This window comes from Mucilaginibacter agri (assembly GCF_009928685.1).
Classification (GTDB): Bacteria; Bacteroidota; Bacteroidia; order Sphingobacteriales; family Sphingobacteriaceae; genus Mucilaginibacter; species Mucilaginibacter agri.
This window is the reverse complement of record NZ_WWEO01000044.1, coordinates 545,317-567,047: the sequence shown is the minus strand read 5'-3', so window position 1 is coordinate 567,047 and position 21,731 is coordinate 545,317. Positions and strand designations below refer to the sequence as shown.

19 protein-coding genes are annotated in these 21,731 nt (G+C 41.9%); 10 read left to right on the top strand and 9 right to left on the bottom strand.

Translation table 11 applies throughout. The features are described 5' to 3' along the window. The first annotated feature begins 10 nt into the window (after positions 1-10). From murC to GSY63_RS18610, 6 genes are all read left to right on the top strand, one after another. The gene (murC, locus tag GSY63_RS18635) at positions 11-1,369 is read left to right on the top strand and encodes a UDP-N-acetylmuramate--L-alanine ligase (RefSeq protein ID WP_166587338.1); all 1,359 of its coding nucleotides are present in this window, start codon (positions 11-13) and stop codon (positions 1,367-1,369) included. Then, positions 1,362-2,237: a cell division protein FtsQ/DivIB gene (locus tag GSY63_RS18630; protein ID WP_166587337.1), complete on the top strand. Its 876-nt coding sequence runs from the start codon at positions 1,362-1,364 to the stop codon at positions 2,235-2,237. Before murC ends, GSY63_RS18630 begins: the two co-directional genes overlap by 8 nt. A gap of 2 nt (positions 2,238-2,239) precedes the next feature. Next, on the top strand, positions 2,240-3,586 hold the full coding sequence (gene ftsA, locus GSY63_RS18625) for a cell division protein FtsA (RefSeq protein ID WP_208094592.1): 1,347 nt from the start codon (positions 2,240-2,242) through the stop codon (positions 3,584-3,586). Between the two features lie 124 nt (positions 3,587-3,710). Next, on the top strand, positions 3,711-5,324 hold the full coding sequence (gene ftsZ, locus GSY63_RS18620) for a cell division protein FtsZ (RefSeq protein ID WP_166587336.1): 1,614 nt from the start codon (positions 3,711-3,713) through the stop codon (positions 5,322-5,324). Between the two features lie 146 nt (positions 5,325-5,470). Continuing rightward, entirely contained in the window at positions 5,471-6,712 is a 1,242-nt protein-coding gene (locus GSY63_RS18615) for an aminotransferase class I/II-fold pyridoxal phosphate-dependent enzyme (protein ID WP_166587335.1), read from the top strand. A 354-nt stretch (positions 6,713-7,066) separates the two neighbouring features. Continuing rightward, positions 7,067-7,249, top strand: coding sequence for a histone H1 (locus GSY63_RS18610; protein WP_166587334.1), 183 nt, complete (start codon positions 7,067-7,069; stop codon positions 7,247-7,249). Between the two features lie 116 nt (positions 7,250-7,365). Here GSY63_RS18610 and GSY63_RS18605 read toward each other — a convergent pair whose 3' ends face one another. From GSY63_RS18605 to GSY63_RS18590, 4 genes are read right to left on the bottom strand one after another with little or no spacing between them, the layout of a single operon-like run. After that, entirely contained in the window at positions 7,366-7,602 is a 237-nt protein-coding gene (locus GSY63_RS18605) for a cytochrome b5 domain-containing protein (protein ID WP_166587333.1), read from the bottom strand. Further along, on the bottom strand, positions 7,599-8,282 hold the full coding sequence (locus GSY63_RS18600; RefSeq protein ID WP_317168587.1) for a lycopene cyclase domain-containing protein: 684 nt from the start codon (positions 8,280-8,282) through the stop codon (positions 7,599-7,601). The genes GSY63_RS18605 and GSY63_RS18600 overlap by 4 nt, the downstream gene beginning before the upstream one ends. Further along, positions 8,279-8,821, bottom strand: a complete 543-nt coding sequence (locus tag GSY63_RS18595; protein WP_166587332.1) for a hypothetical protein — start codon at positions 8,819-8,821, stop codon at positions 8,279-8,281. The genes GSY63_RS18600 and GSY63_RS18595 overlap by 4 nt, the downstream gene beginning before the upstream one ends. Further along, positions 8,821-9,654 carry a phytoene/squalene synthase family protein gene (locus tag GSY63_RS18590; RefSeq protein ID WP_166587634.1) on the bottom strand — a complete coding sequence of 278 codons (834 nt, stop codon included), beginning with the start codon at positions 9,652-9,654 and terminating at the stop codon, positions 8,821-8,823. Before GSY63_RS18590 ends, GSY63_RS18595 begins: the two co-directional genes overlap by 1 nt. 93 nt (positions 9,655-9,747) lie before the next feature. Between GSY63_RS18590 and GSY63_RS18585 the strand changes: the two genes are divergently transcribed. Continuing rightward, entirely contained in the window at positions 9,748-11,238 is a 1,491-nt protein-coding gene (locus GSY63_RS18585) for a phytoene desaturase family protein (RefSeq protein ID WP_166587331.1), read from the top strand. A 201-nt stretch (positions 11,239-11,439) separates the two neighbouring features. Here GSY63_RS18585 and GSY63_RS18580 read toward each other — a convergent pair whose 3' ends face one another. The 5 genes from GSY63_RS18580 to GSY63_RS18560 all read right to left on the bottom strand — a co-directional run bounded on the left by GSY63_RS18580 (position 11,440) and on the right by GSY63_RS18560 (position 17,056). Then, positions 11,440-11,979, bottom strand: coding sequence for an RNA polymerase sigma factor (locus GSY63_RS18580; RefSeq protein WP_166587330.1), 540 nt, complete (start codon positions 11,977-11,979; stop codon positions 11,440-11,442). A gap of 286 nt (positions 11,980-12,265) precedes the next feature. Further along, positions 12,266-13,285, bottom strand: coding sequence for a UDP-N-acetylmuramate dehydrogenase (murB, locus tag GSY63_RS18575; RefSeq protein ID WP_166587329.1), 1,020 nt, complete (start codon positions 13,283-13,285; stop codon positions 12,266-12,268). 166 nt (positions 13,286-13,451) lie between these two features. Continuing rightward, entirely contained in the window at positions 13,452-13,991 is a 540-nt protein-coding gene (locus GSY63_RS18570) for a sterol desaturase family protein (protein ID WP_243749265.1), read from the bottom strand. A gap of 51 nt (positions 13,992-14,042) precedes the next feature. Then, on the bottom strand, positions 14,043-15,446 hold the full coding sequence (gene lpdA / locus GSY63_RS18565; protein ID WP_166587327.1) for a dihydrolipoyl dehydrogenase: 1,404 nt from the start codon (positions 15,444-15,446) through the stop codon (positions 14,043-14,045). Positions 15,447-15,532: 86 nt separating this feature from the next. After that, the gene (locus GSY63_RS18560; protein WP_166587326.1) at positions 15,533-17,056 is read right to left on the bottom strand and encodes a glycoside hydrolase family 32 protein; all 1,524 of its coding nucleotides are present in this window, start codon (positions 17,054-17,056) and stop codon (positions 15,533-15,535) included. Positions 17,057-17,202: 146 nt separating this feature from the next. On the opposite strand from GSY63_RS18560, the gene GSY63_RS18555 reads away from it, so the two are divergent. From GSY63_RS18555 to GSY63_RS18545, 3 genes are read left to right on the top strand one after another with little or no spacing between them, the layout of a single operon-like run. After that, entirely contained in the window at positions 17,203-19,077 is a 1,875-nt protein-coding gene (locus tag GSY63_RS18555) for a CocE/NonD family hydrolase (RefSeq protein WP_166587325.1), read from the top strand. A 6-nt stretch (positions 19,078-19,083) separates the two neighbouring features. After that, positions 19,084-20,754 (top strand): M1 family metallopeptidase, encoded by a 1,671-nt coding sequence (locus tag GSY63_RS18550; RefSeq protein ID WP_166587324.1) that lies wholly within the window; start codon positions 19,084-19,086, stop codon positions 20,752-20,754. 3 nt (positions 20,755-20,757) lie between these two features. After that, positions 20,758-21,270: a hypothetical protein gene (locus GSY63_RS18545; RefSeq protein ID WP_166587323.1), complete on the top strand. Its 513-nt coding sequence runs from the start codon at positions 20,758-20,760 to the stop codon at positions 21,268-21,270. Positions 21,271-21,731: the final 461 nt, after the last annotated feature.

The following is a 21,731-nucleotide window of genomic DNA, read 5'->3' as shown; positions in this document are numbered from 1 at the left end:
TTAACCAATTATGAAATTAAGTAACATACAACGGGTTTACCTGGTAGGCATTGGTGGTATAGGCATGAGTGGCCTTGCCCGCTATTTTGCGCACCTCGGTTGCACAGTTTGTGGTTACGATAAAACTTCTACACCACTCACTACCGAGCTGCATAAAGAAGGTATTGAGATTGTATTTGATGATAATAAATCGCTTATCCCGGCCGAATTCCATTCGCCTGATGAGCACACGCTGATTATCTATACGCCTGCTATCCCAAAGAATTCGGAGATCCTGAATTTCTTTATTGATAGTGGCTTTAAATTATTTAAACGATCACAGGTATTAGGTATCCTGAGTGAGGGGATGTACACCATAGCCGTTGCGGGCACACACGGCAAAACTACCACATCGTGCATGGTGGCGCATATTCTAAAACATTCGGGTAAAGATTGCGCTGCATTTTTGGGCGGCATAGCATCTAACTATAATACCAATGTGTTGTATGGCAACAATAATATCATGGTGGTTGAGGCAGACGAGTATGACCGCTCATTTCTGACCCTCCACCCTGATATTGCCATAGTTACGTCTATGGACGCGGATCACCTGGATATATATGGAGATCACAGCCATTTAACAGAATCGTTTGAACTGTTCGTGTCGCAATTAAAACCTAATGGTAATGTAATTGCCAAAAAAGGGCTAGAGATAGATAGCACATTAAAGTACAGCATTACGGAACAGACCGATGTGTATGCTGAAAATATCCGCATAGAACAAGGCGAGTTTTATTTTGATTTTAAAAATAACAGCGGTGTTGTTATCAATGATATCCATCTGGGCATCCCCGGCATTCATAATATCGAAAATGCTGTTGCTGCAATACAGGCTGCGTTATTGGTAGATGTTGAGCCGGAGAAAATCAAAACTGCATTAACTGCATTTCGTGGGGTTAAGCGTCGGTTCGAATATCTGGTAAAATCAGCCGGGCATGTTTATATCGATGATTATGCGCACCACCCTGAGGAGTTGCGCGCAGCCATATCATCAGTAAAAAGGATCTATCCGGATAAAAAACTAACGGTGATATTTCAGCCGCACCTGTTTACCCGTACGCGCGATTTTGCCGATGGATTTGCAGAAGTTCTGAGCATGGCCGACGAGCTGATCCTGCTGGATATTTATCCTGCACGCGAGTTACCTATCGAAGGTGTAACCTCGCAGATGCTGTTGGATAAAATGAGCCTCGGTAATAAAATGATACTAAGCAAAGCCGAAACGCTTGCCTATATAAAGAACAAGAAACCCGAGCTTTTGCTCACCGTAGGTGCCGGGGATATAGATCAATTGGTTCAACCTTTAAAACAGATGCTTAGCCATGTTTAAGAAAAGCATCTGGAAACCAATACTGATAAGTCTGGCTTGGGTGGTATCGCTAGGCGGGGTTATTGTGCTGATGAGTTTTATTCAGCTAAAAAAGAATGGAGTGGTATGCAGTGATGTAAAGGTTTACATCCCGGGCAGCCAGTATTTTATAGATAAAGAGGAGGTTGATAACATTTTGCAGGTAAGCAGCCATACATTAATTGGCCGCAGGATAGAGAACATCAATCTGCACGATTTGGAGAAGAAATTAAAAGCAAACCCATTTATAGAGTTTGCAAAGGTATACGCCGATATGGACGGCGTTATTAAAGTGGAGGTTAGCCAGCGGCAGCCTATTTTGCGTATCATGAATCAATTTGATCAGGATTTTTACGTAGATAAGCATGGGTTGAAAATTCCGTTGTCGGGAAATTTTACCGCCCGCGTTTTAGCTGCAAATGGATTTATAGAAGAGCCGTTTGGTGATAAGGTAGATACCATGCATACAGCTATTGCAAGGGATGTTTTTAAAACTGCAGATTTTATTACGAGAGATTCGTTGTGGAATGCGCAGATAGCGGAGATCTACGTAAACGAACAGCACGAAATGGTATTGATACCCCGGGTAGGTAACGACAGGATTTTGCTGGGCAACGCAGATTCGTTGCAAACCAAATTTAGCAACCTGCTTGCTTTTTATAAACAAGGGGTGCCGCGCGTAGGTTGGAATACCTACAAACTAATTAATATAAAGTACGCCAACCAGGTTATTGGCGTAAAAAAAGACAGCATCTACAAAGCGGATTCGCTTAAAAGGGCAAAAGCACCGGCTATTAAACCGGATACATTAAAGAAACAGATTCAGGACACATCTCACATAGAAAATTGATTATGGACAAAAGCTCAACTCTCGAAAAAAACTCCCCTATTATTGTAGGCCTCGATATAGGTACTACAAAAATTTGCGCTATTGTTGGCCGTCGTAGCAAAAACGGTAAAATAGAAATACTCGGTATCGGCAAGGCCGAGTCGGCTGGGGTAACGCGTGGCATGGTTTCTAATATCGACAAAACGGTACAAGGAATTACGCAGGCGGTTGAAGTTGCCGGATCACAATCAAACGTGGAGATAAGGGTGGTTAACGTTGGTATCGCAGGCCAGCACATTAAAAGCCTGCAGCACCGCGGATTGATAACCCGTCGTGATTTAAATTCGGAGATTGCCCGCAAGGATATCGAAAAACTCATTGAAGACATGTATAACCTGGTGATGCCTCCGGGCGAAGAGATTATCCATGTATTGCCACAAGAGTTTACGGTGGATAACGAGCCGGGTATTAAAGATCCGATTGGTATGGCAGGTGTACGTCTTGAAGCAAACTTCCATATCATATCTGGCCAGGTAACTGCCATTAAAAACATTGTGAAATGTGTTACTAAAGCCCGCTTAGAGAGCCAGGAACTAATACTGGAGCCGCTTGCGTCGTCTGAATCTGTTTTGAGCGACGAAGAAAAGGAAGCCGGTATCGTATTGGTTGATATAGGTGGCGGTACAACGGATGTGGCTATTTTCCACGAAGGTATTATTCGTCATACCGCGGTTATCCCTTTTGGCGGTAACAGTGTAACTGAAGATATCCGCGAGGGCTGTTCTGTAATGCGTAATATAGCCGAGCAACTGAAAGTGAGATTTGGGTCTGCTTTGGCTGATGAGAATAAAGAGAATGAGATTGTGTGTGTACCTGGTTTACGCGGTCGCGAATCGAAAGAGATTTCTGTTAAGAACCTGGCCTATGTAATTCAGGCCCGTATGGAAGAGATTGTAGAACATATTTACTATGAGATCAAATCATCGGGCTATGAGAAAAAGCTGATTGGTGGTATCGTAATTACCGGCGGTGGTGCGCAGTTAAAGCACCTGCCACAATTGGTAGAATATGTAACCGGTTTGGATTGCCGCGTAGGTTACCCTAACGAGCATTTAGCGAAGAACGAGGTATTGCCTAAAAATATATACGAGGAGCTGCAAAGCCCAACTTTTGCTACCGGTATTGGCCTGCTGATAAAAGGTATCCAAAAAACCGAATATGACAATTTAGAACAGACAGCACCAGTGCAGGCTAAAATGGAAAAACAGAAATATACTGATGATCGCAAATTTGGCTTGCTAGGAAAAATCCTCGAAACAGGTAAGCGTTTCATTAAGGACGATATCAAAGACGAAGATTTTCTGAAATAAATTAACAATTAACAAGTTTTCCACATTATTGACAATTGTTAATAACTAGTGTGGAAAAACCCCTATACTTACAATAAGCAAAATAAAATATTACCCAGTATTCATTTAGCTGAAAATTAAGATCATGCAGTTTGAAATGTTAAAAGAAAAATCCTCTATCATCAAAGTTATTGGTGTTGGAGGCGGCGGTGGAAATGCAGTAAACCATATGTACCGCCAGGGTATTATGGGTGTGGATTTCATTATCTGTAATACCGATGCTCAGGCTTTGGAGTTAAGCCCAATACCTAACAAGGTACAATTAGGCGCCAGTTTAACCGAAGGAATGGGAGCAGGGTCTATACCAGAAGTAGGTAAAAATTCGGCTATCGAAAACATCGATGATATTAAACAAATGCTGGGTGTTAACACCAAAATGCTGTTTATTACTGCCGGCATGGGCGGTGGTACAGGTACCGGTGCAAGCCCGATAATTGCAAAAGCGGCCCGCGAAATGGATATCCTTACCGTGGGTATCATCACAATGCCTTTCTCTTTTGAAGGGAAGCGCCGTAAAATGCAGGCCGAAGAAGGGTTAGAAGAACTGAAAAGAAACGTAGATTCTTTCCTGGTGATCTCTAACGACCGCCTTCGCCAGATATTCGGAAACTTAACACTAGGTTCTGCCTTTGCGCAAGCCGATGATATTTTAACTACTGCTGCCAAAGGTATTGCCGAGATAATCACCTTACCGGGTTACATCAACGTTGACTTTAAAGACGTGCGCACTGTAATGCGCGATAGCGGCGTATCTATAATGGGTAGCTGCGCAGCCGAAGGTGAAAACCGCGCGTTGCGTGCTGTAGAAGGTGCTTTATCGTCTCCATTATTGAAAGATAATGAGATTGAAGGTGCTCGCTATATCCTGTTAAACATCAGCTCGGGCGAAAAAGAGGTTACTATGGATGAGGTTTCTGTAATTACAGACTACATTCAGGAAGAAGCCGGCTTAGCTGCAGATTTGATCTGGGGTAACTGTAAAGACGAGGCCCTTGGCGATAAATTATCGGTAACCATTATTGCTACCGGTTTCCAAACTAAAGACGAGCGAGAAAAAGAGCAAAACAATAAAAAAGTGGTTTCGATGCTGGTGCCAGAAAACGCACCATTGGTAAAACCAATTAACGAGTTTGTAACACCAAAAGCAGAAGAGACCGCTGCAAATGCAGAGATGTTCTTGAAGAAAGAAACTCCTCAGCCGCAAACAGGTTTGTTTGACTTGTTTGCCAAAGGCGAAGAGCAACAGCAGCAACCAGCGGTTATTAAGCACAGCTTAATGCCTGAGGAACCTGCCGCAGCACCTGCAATGGAAAATGAATCTGGAGTTGAGTTTACCTTTAAGGTAACAGAGTCTGTGATGAATTTTGAGCCTGTAGCACAAGTAGAGCCTGTTGCCGCGCCAGAGCCCGAACCAGAACCGGTTGTTGGCGCTGATGATCATAAAACAGATGAATCTATCGAAGAGCAATTACGTAAATCTCGCGAGCGTATTATGCGCTTAAAAGACCTGAGCATGAAACTTCGTAACGGTAACCTGCAAGAACTGGAAAATGTGCCTGCGTATAAACGTAAGGAGATTGCATTGCAGCAAACGCCAATGTCTGACGAAAGCCAGATCTCAAGGTTCTCGTTAACAGATGCAGACGGCCAAACGGAGATCAGAAAAAATAATTCGTTTTTGCACGATAACGTCGACTAATTAATTTAAACTATCATACCAAAGCCTTTGTATAACTTTACAAAGGCTTTTTAGTTATACCCCATTATAAAAAGTAATAACCTTTGTCTGTGCCGGAATTACGGTTATCTTTGTATATTATTGGCAAAATTTAGAATCGAACTATTTTGGATTTATTTGATAAGATAGCAAAAAGCATGGGCGGGCCGTTGGGTCAGCATCAAAAGTGGTCGCACGGATATTTTTCGTTCCCAAAGTTAGAGGGTGAAATTGCACCGCACATGTATTTTAAAGGGAAAGAGCATTTGGTGTGGAGTTTAAATAACTATCTGGGCCTGGCCAATCATCCCGAAGTAAGAGAAGCTGATGCGAAAGCCGCTGCCGATTATGGCATGGCTTACCCAATGGGGGCACGTATGATGTCTGGTAACTCTACTCATCACGAAACACTCGAAAAAGGCCTTGCAGAATTTGTTGGTAAAGAAGATGCATTTTTACTTAACTACGGTTACCAGGGTATGGTGTCTATCATCGATGCGTTGGTTGATCGTAATGACGTAATTGTATACGATGCAGAATCACATGCCTGTATTATTGACGGTGTGCGCTTGCACATGGGTAAACGTTTTGTTTATCAACACAATGATATGGAAAGCTTTGAAAAGCAACTGGAGCGTGCAGCTAAACTGACAGAACAAACGGGCGGCGGTATTCTGGTAATTACCGAAGGCGTATTTGGCATGTCGGGCGCACAGGGCAAGCTAAAAGAGATCATCGCTTTAAAAGAGAAATATTATTTCCGTTTACTTATTGACGATGCACATGGCTTTGGTACTATGGGCAAAACTGGTGCCGGTACGCACGAAGCACAAGAATGCGTTGACGGTATAGACGTTTACTTCGGTACGTTTGCCAAATCTATGGCGGGTATCGGTGCATTTGTGGCCGCTAACCAGGATATCGTAAACTACCTGCGCTATAACATGCGTTCGCAAACATTTGCCAAAGCGTTGCCTATGCCAATGGTAATCGGTTTGCAAAAACGCTTCGAGCTATTAAAATCTCGTCCAGAACTTCGTGAGAAATTATGGGAGATTGCCTCTAGCCTGCAAAACGGATTAAAGGAAAATGGCTTTGATATTGGTATTACCGATACTATGGTTACACCGGTATTTTTAAAAGGCGATTTGTTAGAAGCAACCAGCCTTACCCGCGACCTGCGCGAAAATCACTCTATCTTTTGTTCAATTGTAGTTTATCCGGTTATACCAAAGGGACTGATTGAGCTTCGCTTAATCCCTACAGCTTTACACACTATTGAGGATGTTAAGGTTACATTAGAAGCATTAAGCGTAGTGCACGAAAAGCTTAAAGCTGGCGACTATAAAGAAAACGTAGCAGTGGCTTAACATTGCTTACACCTGATATTAAAAAGACTTCCGCGAAACCGGAAGTCTTTTTTGTTTGTGCAATAAATTAACACGCGCGAAAACAAATACTTTATTAGCGCGGTTTCATGTATTAATACAACATTATCGGGATGTAAATACTTACTACAACGGGCATGTTGGTAGTATAACTTTTAAAATTTCATGGCATCTGTTAAAATTATTGCGAATAATGTTGTTGAGCACCTGAAATAATGCTAAAAAAGCACTTTAAAGGCATATTTTAAGGTCCAAATTTTTTTTTAATGAAAAAAGAGTTTAGATTAGCCTTAGTTAAAACAATTAAACCTCAACTAATTAAAGGAGTAACTTACAATGAAAAAATTTACAGAAGTAAAAGATCTGATTGCGTCTCTGGAAGCCGATGCTGACAAATTCTACAACAAAGGTAACAGTGCGGCTGGAACACGCGTTCGCAAAGGCATGCAAGACCTTAAAAACTTAGCTCAAGCTATCCGTTTAGAGGTTCAGGAATCAAAAAACACTGCTGCTAAATAATTAAAATTTAGTAACACTATTATGCCACTATAGTTGGCGTAAAAACATACTAAAAAACCCCATCACGTAAAGTGGTGGGGTTTTTTAGTATAAGGAGTATTTTATGATAGTATGATTTAGCCTAGTTTGCCAATGGCGGTAAATCGTTCAAATACCATCTCTGTATGCGGGGCATCTTTTAGCTCGTGAGTAAGGTCCTGGCCGGCCCAATGTTCATAATGTTTGCCATTTCGCCATAAGCGGCTGTCGGTAACGTCATATATAATGCCGTTAAGTGCAACCCATATTTGCGGTTTATCTTGCCCATTACGTAGGGCTAACTGCGATTTGGTATATACAGGTAGTTCGCTCATGATTTAATACCGCTTTTGGTGCGAAAGTATTCAAAGAAACCGACATTCATTAACAACAACGCCATGGAATAGAAGTGGTCTTCGAAAGGAATTGTGCCTACTCTAAAAGCCATATTCTGTTGATTATTGTAAAGTACTATCGGAATGCTGGTAAGCGCGCCATTAACAATATAAAAAGGAACAAGGCTAACCAGATAAGCTATATAAAATTTACCAAGCCATTTTGCTTTGAACACCAGCTGTATCACACCTAACAATGCATACAGCAGGGTAAATGTTACCAGCGTGTAAAGGCGATGGGAGTAAGCACTGGCCAATATTAAACTGACTAATAATAACGTAACTGAAATCCATTTGGTAACCTGTGCCGGCAATTGCCATTTAAGGTAATAATTAAGACACTCATAAATAAAAATACAGGAGAAGGGAACTGTTAGAAAGAACAGTATTTCTTCTAAGGGTAACTGAAGTATACGAATGCCGGCGATATAGTCATTATTAAAAAACCACACGCCTTTAACGGTAAATAACACGTCCCAAAACAAGAAGACAAAACCTGTAATAATCATTCCGGGCCATATAAAGCGCCAGCTTTTATAAAATTGTACCCGCTTATCAAACGATAAAGCTATCGGAAAAATAATGGTTAAAAAGTTTATAAGCAGGTAGGTGTATTTCACTTCAATTCGGCTAGCTGTTTGTTAAGGGTATTAAGTTCGGCAGAGGTGCATTGTTTTGAGGCGAGCATAAATTTAATTAACGCGATTACAAGAGGCTGGTCTGCTGTGCCGTAGTTTTTAGATTCAACCTGCCGAATCATTTCCTCCTTATCGGCAGTTAGGTTTTTGGTGTAACCCAAAAAGCCAGGCACGTTGTGTTCAACAGAAAATCGCATAAACCTGATTTCGATATTGTGCGGGTCTTGCGTAACGGCCTGTTTAAAGGTGTCTTCCGCATCGTTAAGGTATTTGATCTTGTAATATGGGTTCCAAGCATGTTTGGCTTTTAGAGCCTCCAACGCACCTCTGTAAGCGTTTATTACTCCTGTACGTTGTGGGAATAGACCCAGGCTTTGGTATAAAGAGTCTGTGATCTGTTTGCTATCTATCGCACGTATTAATTGCTTGCGGATTATCGGAATGTTAGGCTGCGGTAAATCGGCCATCGCTATCGCGGCGAAGCAGATCAGCATAAGCACCAAAAGGTATTTCTTGCTCATTAAATAGCTTTTAACTTTTGTTGTAAAACGGCTTTAAAGTACAACGCCATTTTTTGGGTGTCTGATATCCGCACCCGTTGCTGTAGTATGATATTGGCAGGAGTATCGCAGATTTTTTTAAACAGCTGCAAATAATATACATAAGCCACATAAACTCCTAGCTTGGTACCCTGCGGAAGTTGTTTAATGCCTTCTAACGCGTCATCAAAATCGCGTTTGATCTCTCTTTCTATGTAAGCCTTGTCGGCCTCTGTAAAATTATCGAAATCGATATTAGGGAAGTAGGTGCGTCCGCGCTCTTCGTAATCAGCTTTTACATCCCTCAGGAAATTGATCTTTTGAAAAGCAGCACCCAAACTGCAGGCTTTTGGGCGAAGATGCTCAAATAAAACCGTGTCGTTTTCACAAAAAACCTTGAGGCACATTAATCCGATAACCTCAGCCGAGCCGTAAATGTACTGGCAATAACTTTCGCGGTTATAGATCTTATTGTCCAGATCCATCTCCATAGATCTTAAAAAAGCGTCGATCAGGTCGTGGTCGATATGGTAACGGTTAACCACCTGCTGAAATGATTGTAGCACAGGATTGGTACTGATACCGCGGGCGATAGCTTCAAAAGCATCTGTACGGAACTTGCTGATCAGCTCCATTTTATCGTACTGGTGAAAGGTGTCCACAATTTCATCGGCATACCTTACAAAACCGTAAATGGCATAAATAGGATAGCGGAAACGCTTATCGAAAGTTTTAATCCCTTTGCTGAAAGATGTACTGTATTTGGCGGTAATTAACTTACTGCACTCGAAACATGTTTCATCATATAAAGTCATTTGGGTCATCAGCACTATATCAAATGTACGTATTTTAAGTATTTGGGCGCTTAGTCACAACAAACAAATGCTTACTTTGTGATATCTGTGAATATGAATAACAACAACCAAAAGCACATTATTGTTATCGGCGCTGGTTTTGCAGGCCTTGCTGCTGCCAGTGTTTTAGCCAAAGAAGGATTTAAGGTTACCATTCTCGAAAAGAACGATCAACCCGGTGGCCGAGCCCGTGTTTGGGAGCAGGATGGATTTAAGTTTGATATGGGCCCAAGCTGGTATTGGATGCCAGATGTGTTCGAAAATTATTTTGCGTTGTTCGGGCACAAGGTATCAGATTTTTACAACCTCAAACGGCTCGATCCAGGTTACAGAATTTACTACGGCATAAATAACTATATGGATGTGCCAGCCGATATGCACCAACTTGAGGCGCTGTTTGAACAAGAAGAACCAGGCAGCAGTAAGAAATTGCGTGAGTTTTTAGCGCAGGCAGAATATAAATACCGGGTTGGCATGGGTGAATACGTATTCAGGCCATCGCACTCGATTACCGAATTTATTGATTGGAACCTGATTAAAAAGAGCTTCAGCATTCAGCTGCTTACCAGTGTGCGCAAGCATGTACGTAAGTATTTTAAAAATCCACGACTGGTAAAAATGTTGGAATTCCCTGTATTGTTTTTGGGTGCTACTGCGCAAGATATACCTGCCATGTACAGCATGATGAACTATGCCGATTTGGTGTTGGGGACCTGGTACCCCGCGGGTGGTATGCATCAGATAGTGAAAGGCATGGTTAAGGTTGCCAACGAACTAGGAGTTGAAATAAAACTAAATACGGCAGTTACCAAAATAGAGACACTTAAAGGCAAAGTATCCGATATCAAAACCACACAAGGCGATTACCATGCTGACTTTGTGGTAGCTGGTGCAGATTATGCTCATGTGGATCAGGAGTTATTGGATCAGCCAGACCGCAATTACACGCCCCAATATTGGGATAAACGGGTAATGTCGCCATCGAGTTTGTTATTCTATATTGGTACAGATTGCAAGATTGAAGGTATCCAGCATCACAACTTATTCTTCGACGAAGATTTTGAACAGCACGCTGCTGAAATTTACACTAACCCAAAATGGCCGGAAAAGCCGCTGTTCTATGTAGCCTGTACTTCTAAAACAGATAGTACGGTAGCACCATCCAATGGCGAAAATTTGTTTTTCCTGATGCCCATAGCGCCCGGATTAGAAGACACAGAAGCTATGCGCGAAAAATATTTTGACCTGATGTTGAACCGATTTAAAACAATCACAGGTGTAGACATCCGCAATCATATCGTTTTAAAACGTAGTTATGCCCTTAGTGATTTTAAAGCCGATTATAATTCGTTTAAAGGCAACGCCTATGGCTTGTCGAATATTCTATCGCAAACAGCTTTTTTTAAACCCAGCATGCGATCTAAAAATGTTAAAAATATGCTTTATACTGGTCAGCTAACTGTACCGGGGCCTGGTGTACCGCCAGCATTGATTTCGGGGCAGGTTGTGGCGGGAGAGTTAATAAAATATTTCAATGCGCGGTGAATGGTTGATAGGTGAGTAGTTGATCGAATTAAACCCTTATTGTCATTTCGACGATAGGAGAAATCTTATGCGCTTTGACATCCAGAAGTACAAGATCTCTCACTACGTTCGAGATGACAACGGAGAGAATGGTACCATAAAAAAAGGTCCGGCGACGAAGCCAGACCTTTTCATTATATATATGTTGAGTTTAAAAATCAATTATTCTTCCTCAGCGTAGATAGGTTTTTTAACACCGTTATCATAAGCTTTCAGATTTTTCTTTAACAGTTTGCGAGCAACGTGGATACGTGTTTTAACGGTTCCGATCGGTATTGCCAGGTGGTCTGCAATTTCGTGGTATTTATGGCCTTCAAAATACATGGTAAAGGGCACATAATAATCTTCAGGTAATCTATCTAAAGCGCGGCGGATATCATCCATCACAAATTTAGATTCGCCTTGATTTTTGGTAGAGCTGAAAACCAGGTTAGCAGATGAAATCTCTTCAGACTTGGTTACAAAAGTGCTCATTTTCACAAAACGACGGTAGTTGTTTATGAAAGTATTCTTCATGATGGTGTATAACCATCCTTTAAGATTTGTGCCTTCTTTAAACTTATTATAATAAGTTATTGCCTTCAGCATTGTGTCCTGCACAAGATCGTTAGCATCATCTGCATCATGTGTAAAGTGCAAAGCGTATGAACGTAATGAACTGGCTTGACGAAGCACCATGGTGTTAAACTCAATCTTTGTCATGTTGGTAGTGTTTTGTGTACTAATCAAAACAAACATGATACCGCTTTGAGAAAATGGTGTATTAGCTTTATGTTAACAGTAACAAGAAATTATACCGGCAAGTTTTAAAAAAATGAAATTAGTAGGAATACCGATGCTGATGTAAGTGCTTGTAAATAAGCTGAATTTGTTATGATTTGGGGGTTTTTAAGTTTTAACGTTCGGAGATGCCGAAAAATAAAGCAGTCAATTTGTAACAGGAAAAGTACAGTTAAAACATTTAATTATTAACTAATAAGAAATTAAATTATTTAATAATATTCACTTCCCGTTCCAGCATAACGCCAAATTTTGTGTACACACTGTCTATGATTTGCGACGATAGTGTATACACTTCACTGCCAGTGGCCCCTCCGTGGTTCACTAATACCAAGGCTTGGTTCTTCCACGTGCCGGTATTTCCAACCACTTTACCCTTCCAATCACACTGTTCTATTAGCCACCCTGCTGCTAGTTTAATACCACCGTCGGCGGCAGGATAGTTAACCACTTCTGGAAATTGGCTATGCACTTGTTTAAATAACTCCTCGCCAATTACTGGATTTTTAAAGAAACTGCCTGCGTTACCAATAGTAGATGGATCGGGTAGCTTGGATACCCGTATGCGCGACACTACCTCGGATACATCCTTAATGGTGGGAGAGCTAATATTGTTTTTCTCCAGTTCTTGCTGTATAGCGCCATACCCCAAATTAAGGTTAGCATTAAGCGATAAGTCGAATTTAACCTGAGTAATAATATATTGGCCTTTCAGTTCGGACTTAAATACGCTTTCGCGGTAGCCGAACCCGCATTCCTCTTTCAGGAACGTTTTAAATTCGCCCGTTGCTATTTCAAACGCCCGGCAACTATGGAAAACATCTTTTAACTCTACGCCATAAGCGCCAATGTTCTGAATAGGCGAGGCTCCCACTGAACCCGGAATCAAACTTAGGTTTTCCATACCTGCGAAGCCGTAATTAACACAGTAGGTTACTAATTCGTTCCAAACCTCACCGGCACCAGCTTCTACAGTTACATGGTCATGATTTATTCGATGTTCTATACCACGAATATTCATGCGAATCACCAACCCATCGAAATCGGCTACAAACAACATGTTGCTGCCGCCTCCTAAAACTAAACGCGGCAGGTGTTTCCATTGCTCATCTAAGAAAAGCTCAACCAGGTCATCTTCATGATTAATCTCTGTAAAGTAACGGGCGTTGGCATCTATACCAAAAGTGTTGAAGTTTTTTAGGGAAACGTTTTCCTGTATTTGTAGCATGATATTTTATTTCGGGTATCAGATGGCGAATTTCGGAATTAATTGTTAAACCAACTTGTCATTCTGAACGATAGTGAAGAATCTTCTGCGAGATAACGCTGCGACGTATGCTTAGTGAAGAAGATTCCTCGTACCTCGGAATGAATTTAAAAGGACATTATATCTATTACTTCTTCCCGTACTTCTTACTCGCTATCAGCAACCCAAATTCTTCACTAGGCCATTTCTCCATGCTTTTGTGATGAATTTTATGCGCGCGCCGGATACTCAATAAATAAGGGTTGTTGGTTTTGAAAGATTTGAAACGATTGTGGATAAACCAATCGTGAAAAATAAAATAGATTAAGCCGTATATGCTGATTCCAACACCAATCCACAGGCGATAGTCTAAAGTAAAATGGCCGGCCCACATTAGCCATAGCGATAAAGCGGCAAACAGAATACTAAATACATCATTCAACTCAAACCATTTGTGCTTGCTATGCCCATGGTGGGTTTTATGAATAAACCATAACGGCCCGTGAAACAGGTACTTGTGTATGGCCCATGACAAAGCTTCCATGCCGGCAATGGTGAGTAGGATTATGGCTATGTTGATGAGGATATGCATGTAGTCTTTATGTTTAACCGAATCCCAACTTTCCCCTTCGGAGTAGGCGGAGTGGCTCCCTAAAAATACAAAAGGTTGCAAGATATGTTCTTGCAACCTTTAGACTTAATCAACCGAGTAACTTAATAACTCAGTCAACCAACTCAATTAAATATGTATCGCACGCTTAGCGGTTGCATCTAAGCAAGCTTCGCGAATAGCTTCGGTATAAGTAGGGTGGGCGTGGCTCATGCGCGAAATATCTTCGGCGCTGGCACGGTACTCCATTGCAACTACAGCTTCGGCAATCATGTCAGCCGCACGTGGGCCAATCATGTGTACGCCTAAAATCTCATCAGTGGCTTCATCGGCTAATACCTTAACAAAGCCATCAGTGTCCATGCTGGCGCGGGCGCGACCGCTAGCTTTGAATGGAAATGCACCAACTTTAAATTTAGTGCCTTTTTCTTTCAGTTGCTCTTCGGTGTAACCAACGCTGGCAACTTCTGGCCAGGTATAAACTACGCCCGGTATCAGGTTGTAGTTGATGTGTGGTTTTTGTCCGGCTATGATTTCGGCTACAAAAGTACCTTCATCTTCAGCTTTGTGGGCAAGCATTGCGCCGCGTACCACATCGCCAATCGCATAGACGCCCTTAACGCTGGTTTCCAAATGCTCATCAACCGTAATCTTACGGCCACGTTCTTCTACAGTAATGCCAATTTTATCTAAACCTAAGCCGTCTGTATAAGCCACACGACCAACAGCCACAAGGCAATAATCGCCTTTCAGTTCTTTTTTCTCGTTTTTAGGCGTGTCGAAAGTTACAGTAACGTCTTTTCCTTTTACAGACGCACCTGTTACTTTGTGGCCCAGGTAAAAGTCCATACCTAATTTCGTCAATACTTTCTGTAGTTCTTTACCTAAGGCTTTATCCATAGTTGGGATAATAGAATCCATGTACTCAATCACAGAAACTTTTGAACCTAAGCGTGCATAAACAGAGCCCAGCTCTAAACCGATAACACCACCACCGATCAGGATCAGGTGTTTAGGGATTTCTTTAAGGGTTAAAGCTTCGGTAGAAGTGATGATGCGTTTTTTATCGACAGGTAAAAAAGGCAAACTTGATGGTTTTGAACCGGTGGCAATAATTACATTTTTACCGCTGATGGTTTCTTCAGAGCCATCTGCCTTGGTGATCTTGATGGTGTTTTTGTCGATAAAAGAACCAACACCCTGGTATGAAGTAATCTTATTTTTTTTGAACAAGAAAGAGATACCGCCTGTAGTTTGTGCAACCACTTCGCTTTTTCTTTTAATCATTTGTTCAAAATCAACTTTTAAGTTATCAAGGCCAATGCCATGAGTTTTAAAAGTATGAGCTGCATTATGATAATGCTCAGACGAGTCGAGCAATGCTTTTGAAGGGATACAACCCACATTTAAGCAGGTGCCGCCAAAGGTTGAATATTTTTCGATACAGGCTGTTTTTAAGCCAAGCTGGGCACAACGGATGGCAGCTACATAGCCGCCTGGTCCCGAGCCGATAACAATCACATCGTACTGCATAAAAGTATTTTAAGGTTGCGCAAAGGTAAACATTACTGCAAAAGTAACCATGCCAATTTGTTTGGTTTTGTTAACAAAATGCTGTTCTATCTATTCCAGGTGGAATTAACCTTCGCATAACTTATCTTCCCAACGTTTAAACTTCCCTGGCTTTTGATAGCAAGGCCGGTAAAAGGTTGTGTTGGAAAGAAAATCGCCGTCATGTTAGTTAAGCCGCCATCGGCAAATAGTTCAACAGAAGCGGCATCTACTACTAATATCAAATCTATATTGCCTGTTGTAAGCAGTCTCGGCGCACTGGCCGTTTTCGCAAAATCTAGTTGAAAATCTACCTGGCCCGCCTTGCTACGATCAATAAAATACTGATTATCTTGCTTACGATAGCCTACCACAACTTGCTCCCCCTTTTTATTGGAAAGCACAATGGAGAAATCATTTGCCTGTGCATTCTTCAGCTTTAAGATAAACTTGCCATTAGCTGCGCTTACTTTTGAGGCGATATCGTAACTGCCATTTACTTTAACATTCGCCCAACTATTTTCTTTTGAGGTGATTGCGTGCAATTCTCCTACAGGTTCGGAAGCGAGCAGTGTCTGCCCGCCAACTTTCTTTAAACTCAATTCACGCGGAACCGTCATTGCGCTGCGCCATGGGCTGGTTGGCACTTTATCGCCGTAGCGCCAGTTGCTCATCCAGCCTAAAAATATAATGCGTTTGCCGGTATTGCTCCAGGTTACCCCAGCGTAATTGTCAGGGCCAAAGTCTGCCCATTTGGTTGCGGAGCTATTATCTGGTGTAAATGTTTTGCCATTAAAATTTCCGGTAAAATATTGAGTTGCTGAACCTCCATTAGGCCCTCCCGGATTGATGTTAACAATAAGCACCCATTTTGTAGTGTTGCCGCTTGTAAGTGGAAACAGATCGGGGCATTCCCAAACGCCGCCGTGCGCACCAAGTTGCTGACCAAATTCACTTTCTTTAGTCCAGTTAATGAGGTTTTTTGAACTAAAGAAATCGATATGATCGTGCGCGGCTACAACCATTACCCATTTTTTCTGAGGTTCGTACCAGCTTACCTTAGGGTCTCGGAAATCGCGGTCTCCCATGTTTTTAATAACGGGGTTGCCTTTGTATTTATGCCAGATTTTACCTTCGTCGGTACTGTAGGCAAGGCTTTGGGTTTCCACGTCGGTACGGCCTGCTTTTTCTTTTTCAACACTGTGACTTGCATACAAAGCAACCATAGGCGGATGCCCCGACTTGCCTAAACCCGAGGTATTATTTTTATCCCATACGGCACTGCCCGAGAATACCAGGCCTAAGCTATCAGGATACAAAGCAACAGGCAGCTCTTTCCAATGCACCATATCTTTACTGATAGCGTGTCCCCAATGGATATTGCCTGGCACGTCTGCCGATGGGTTATATTGAAAAAATAAGTGGTATGTGCCGTTTACGTATACCATTCCGTTGGGATCATTCATCCAATGGGCCTTAGGCGAAAAATGAAATTGCGGACGGTAGGGTTCGTGATAAACTTCTGCTGGTTTTTGCGCAAAAACGGAACTGCCAATGCACACGGCTAATAGTGCTGCTGCAAAATTTTTCATTATGTAGTTTAATTGGTATCAGCAATATAGCTTTAAAAAGCTATATAACATTAACGTCATCTGTTATTGTAAAAGGATTGTCGCATCGGCTGTAAATTCAGTTTAACTTTATATTTTAGCCGCCAATTAACTAACTGACTCATAACATGAAAAAAATTGCGGCTTTAATAGTTGCCGTGTGCTGTATTAACTCGCTGTTTGCACAAACTGCGACAACCAGCAGCTACGCTAAAGAAAACTACACTAAAAAAGAGGTTTACATTAACATGCGCGATGGTATTAAACTGTTTACTGCTATTTATACACCTAAAGATGCTTCGGCGCAAAAGAAGTATCCTATTGTAATGCAGCGTACATGCTATAGCATTGCACCTTATGGCGAGGGCAAATTCCCTGCGCGTTTGGGCCCATCTGATATCATGATGAAACAGGGTTACATTGTGGTTTACCAAGATGTACGCGGCCGCTACAAAAGCGAAGGTACCTGGACCAACATGACCCCGGTTATCGACAATAAAAAATCTAAGAAAGATGTTGATGAAGGTTCTGATACTTATGACACCATCGACTGGTTGGTTAAAAACGCAGCTTTCAACAATGGGAAAGTTGGTCAATGGGGTATCTCTTATCCGGGCTTTTACACTGCGGCGGGTATCCTTTCAAACCACCCTGCTTTAAAAGCTTCTTCGCCACAAGCGCCAATTTCCGATTTTTGGTTTGATGATTTTCACCATAATGGTGCTTTGTTAGAGAGCTATTTCTTTACTTACCCTGTTTTTGGTGTTCAGAAGAAAGATACCACTAGCAAAGCCTGGTACGGCGATCAAAACATTAAAGCTAATACCCGCGATGGTTACCAGTTTTTATTAGATATGGGTCCATTGAAAAATGCTGATCAATATTACAAAGACAATTTCTACTGGCAAGAAACCGTTAATCACCCTAACTACGATGAGTTTTGGCAAGCACGCAGTCTGCCACGTCATTACGGTAAAATTAAGCCTGCTGTAATGTTTGTAGGCGGCTGGTACGATGCCGAAGATTTAAGCGGCCCGTTGGATATGTTTAAACGCATTAACACAACCGATCCTTCTGCATATAACACTATCGTGATGGGGCCATTCGGTCACGGCCGCTGGTCGCGCGAAACCGGGCACACCATGCATAGCAATGTATACTTTGGCGATAGCGTTGCCACTTTCTACCAAAAAGACATCGAGGCTAAATTCTTCGAACACTTCCTGAAAGGCAATGGCGACAAAAACTCTGATTTGCCAAAAGCTTATATGTATGATACGGGCAAAAAAGAATGGGAAAAATTTGCGCAATGGCCAGCTGCCAACGCAACTACGCAGAAATTTTTCCTGAACGCCGATGGCAAATTGGGTAAAGAACAACAATCATCAACAGGTTCTGTATCTTACGTAAGTGATCCTTTAAAACCGGTTCCTTACACCGAAGATAATACCACTACTATGGGCTTTACGCCGCACAACTACATGAGCGAAGATCAGCGTTTTGCCGGTCGCCGTACTGATGTATTAGTTTATCAATCGGAAGTTTTAACCGACGATGTTACCTTGGGCGGCCAGATTATGGCTCACCTTAAAGTAGCGAATAGCAGTACGGATGCCGATTACATTGTTAAGCTGATTGACGTTTACCCGGGCAGCGAAAAAAACAACGATTACATGCCGAACAAGAACATCATCCTGAGCAACTACTGGCAAATGGTGCGTTCTGAAATTATGCCGGCACGTTTCCGTAACAGCTTCGAGAAACCAGAGGCTATGGTTCCAGGACAAAAAACTGATGTAAATGTACGTTTGCAAGATGTGCTGCACACGTTCAAAAAAGGTCACCGCATTATGATCCAGGTTCAAAGCACCGCTTTCCCATTGTTTGCACGTAACCCTCAAACCTTTGTGGCTAATCCTTACAAAGCAAACGAAAGCGATTATGTAAAAGCAACAGAAACTGTTTATAACGACAGCTATGTTGATGTACAGGTCATAAAATAATTTACCATGCTTAAATTAAAAGCAATATTAACAGGAGCAGCATTCGCTGCTCTTGTTTCGTTTTCAGCTAATGCGCAACTGCTGACCAAAAAACAAACGTTTACCCACGCCGATACCCTGCGCGGATCACTGACTTCGCCGTTGCGTACCTGTTATGATATTAATTACTACCACCTGGATGTGAAGTTTAATATCGATCAGAAATTTATCAACGGCAGCAACTTGTTCAAGTTTACGGCCACACAAGATTTCAATAAGTTACAGTTTGATCTGTTTGCGAATTTGAAGGTTGAAAAAGTAGTTTACAAAGGCCAGGAATTGCCATACACCCGCGATGCTAACGCGGTGTTTGTAACTTTCCCACAAACCATTAAGCAGGGAAGTAAGGATGAGTTCACCGTTTTCTACTCCGGTAATCCAACAGTTGCCAAACGAGCGCCCTGGGATGGTGGTATCATGTTCTCTACCGATTCGTTGGGCAAACCATGGGTGGCTTCGGCATGCCAGGGTATGGGTGCGAGCGTATGGTGGCCTAATAAAGATCAACAGGCAGACGAGGTTGACAGCGTGATGATCAGTATTAGTGTACCAAACGGACTAAAGGATGTTTCAAACGGTCGCCTGCGTAAAGTGACTAAGTTAAAAGATGGCTACACCCGTTTCGATTGGTTTGTAGCTAACCCGATCAACAACTACGATATCGCCGCTAACATTGGCGATTACACGCATTTCGGCGATACTTTTGCGGGTGAAAAGGGTAAGTTAACTTTAGATTATTGGGTGCTGCCTTACAACCTTGAAAAAGCTAAAAAGCAATTCGGCCGTGACGTAAAGCCAATGCTTACTGCTTTTGAACATTGGTTTGGTCCTTATCCTTTTTATGAGGATGGCTATAAACTGGTAGAAACGCCGCACCTGGGTATGGAGCATCAAAGCGCTGTTGCTTATGGTAATAAATATAGAAACGGCTACCTGGGTACAGATCGCTCGCAAACCGGTTGGGGTACTAAATGGGATTTTATTATTGTACACGAGAGCGGCCACGAATGGTTCGGTAATAACATCACTTCGAAAGACCTGGCCGATAGCTGGATCCACGAAAGCTTTACCAATTACTCGGAAGCCTTATTTACCGAAAGCCTTTGGGGCAAACAGGCAGGGCAGGAGTATACCCACGGCCAGCGCCATTTGATCCAGAATAAAGAGCCTGTTATCGCACCTAATTTAGGCGTAAACGAAGATGGTTCGGGTGATATGTATGATAAAGGTGGCAACACGCTGAATATGATTCGCATGACCATTAATAATGATGAGAAATGGCGTAACATTCTGCGTGGATTGAACAAAACCTTCTATCACCAAACTGTAACTACCGAGCAGATTGTAGGCTACATCAATAAAGAGTCGGGCATGAATTTAACCCCGATATTTAATCAGTATTTGCGTTATATTAATATCCCAACCTTAGAATTTAGATTCAGCCAGGGTAAAACTTATGTGCGTTGGATAGCCGATGCAGATGGTTTTGAAATGCCGGTGCGCATTAAAGTAAAAGGCGGCGAATACCAGTACATTAAACCAACCAGAACGGCGAAGGCTATAGAAATAAATGGCCTTACTAAAGACAATTTAGAAGTTGATACGTTTAACTACTACATTGGCGTTTTGATTGAGTAAAACATGAGGATACATAACCGTTTTTTATATACAATACCATCAGCATTAATAGTGCTGGTGGTATTGTTGTTTAGTGCTTGTACGTACAACAGCGCAGAGCGTAAAACGGTTAGTAAACTAGCGGGTACCTGGAAATTGGATAGTGTTTTTGGGACAGACAATCAATATCACAAGGTCGACAGCAATGATATTGACCTGATGGTATTTGATAAAGATCAAAACTTTGAACGCAATCTTTGGAAACCCGATTCTGCGCGGGTGATCGACTCTGGAAAATACACCGTTGTAATAATGCCGCAGCGAGGTATCGCAAGTATATCGCTAATCCCCAACCTCAAAGTCAAGGCTAAAGATACTATCCGGAATTATTACAATTTTGATGTTGTAAAGTTAACCGACTCGCTATTATATAAGGTAGACGCAACTGAGCTTCGGGAACAAAGTAACAATCAATCTGCGGTAGTATCCAGCAAACGCTCGGTCTATAAACTCCTGCCGGTTAAAGTTATTAAATAGTAATTTTTCATTCCCCTCTTGTCCAAAGGACTCCTGCGGGGAGAGGGGGCGCGATGAATGGTGTAGTGGGAGGGGTGTGTCATCTGCAATTAGAAAGTATTAAGCATAAAGCATAAAGAAACACACCCCTAACCCCTCTCGAGAGGGGAATTAAAAGATAAATTGTAGATTTATACATGCTTTTAATAAAAAACCTTTTGCAGTATTGGAGTCAACTAACATTGCTTTTAGGCGTAGTAGGATACTTTGTTAGCAAAATAACAGAACAACGATTTAAACGAAAGGAAGTTAAATTTACATTGTTTGAGAAACAAAAGGCTGATTCAATCACGGCCTTTATAAAAGATTATATAATCTGCGAGAATTTTTTTTCGGGTATTAACCATCATGAAATAATGAGCAAAAGCATAACTGCAAAAGATTTAGATCGTTTAGAGGAACCAATAAAGGTTATCTTCAAT

Excerpts from the sequence above, each read along its gene's own strand:
- GSY63_RS18560 (WP_166587326.1), bottom strand. The coding sequence starts at position 17,056 with ATGAAAAATTTTGCAGCAGCACTATTAGCCGTGTGCATTGGCAGTTCC.
- GSY63_RS18585 (WP_166587331.1), top strand. The coding sequence starts at position 9,748 with ATGAATAACAACAACCAAAAGCACATTATTGTTATCGGCGCTGGTTTT.
- GSY63_RS18610 (WP_166587334.1), top strand. The coding sequence starts at position 7,067 with ATGAAAAAATTTACAGAAGTAAAAGATCTGATTGCGTCTCTGGAAGCC.
- lpdA (WP_166587327.1), bottom strand. The coding sequence starts at position 15,446 with ATGCAGTACGATGTGATTGTTATCGGCTCGGGACCAGGCGGCTATGTA.
- GSY63_RS18630 (WP_166587337.1), top strand. The coding sequence starts at position 1,362 with ATGTTTAAGAAAAGCATCTGGAAACCAATACTGATAAGTCTGGCTTGG.
- GSY63_RS18545 (WP_166587323.1), top strand. The coding sequence starts at position 20,758 with ATGAGGATACATAACCGTTTTTTATATACAATACCATCAGCATTAATA.
- GSY63_RS18605 (WP_166587333.1), bottom strand. The coding sequence starts at position 7,602 with ATGAGCGAACTACCTGTATATACCAAATCGCAGTTAGCCCTACGTAAT.
- ftsZ (WP_166587336.1), top strand. The coding sequence starts at position 3,711 with ATGCAGTTTGAAATGTTAAAAGAAAAATCCTCTATCATCAAAGTTATT.
- GSY63_RS18590 (WP_166587634.1), bottom strand. The coding sequence starts at position 9,654 with ATGACTTTATATGATGAAACATGTTTCGAGTGCAGTAAGTTAATTACC.
- GSY63_RS18580 (WP_166587330.1), bottom strand. The coding sequence starts at position 11,979 with ATGACAAAGATTGAGTTTAACACCATGGTGCTTCGTCAAGCCAGTTCA.
- GSY63_RS18555 (WP_166587325.1), top strand. The coding sequence starts at position 17,203 with ATGAAAAAAATTGCGGCTTTAATAGTTGCCGTGTGCTGTATTAACTCG.
- GSY63_RS18595 (WP_166587332.1), bottom strand. The coding sequence starts at position 8,821 with ATGAGCAAGAAATACCTTTTGGTGCTTATGCTGATCTGCTTCGCCGCG.
- murB (WP_166587329.1), bottom strand. The coding sequence starts at position 13,285 with ATGCTACAAATACAGGAAAACGTTTCCCTAAAAAACTTCAACACTTTT.
- ftsA (WP_208094592.1), top strand. The coding sequence starts at position 2,240 with ATGGACAAAAGCTCAACTCTCGAAAAAAACTCCCCTATTATTGTAGGC.
- GSY63_RS18550 (WP_166587324.1), top strand. The coding sequence starts at position 19,084 with ATGCTTAAATTAAAAGCAATATTAACAGGAGCAGCATTCGCTGCTCTT.
- murC (WP_166587338.1), top strand. The coding sequence starts at position 11 with ATGAAATTAAGTAACATACAACGGGTTTACCTGGTAGGCATTGGTGGT.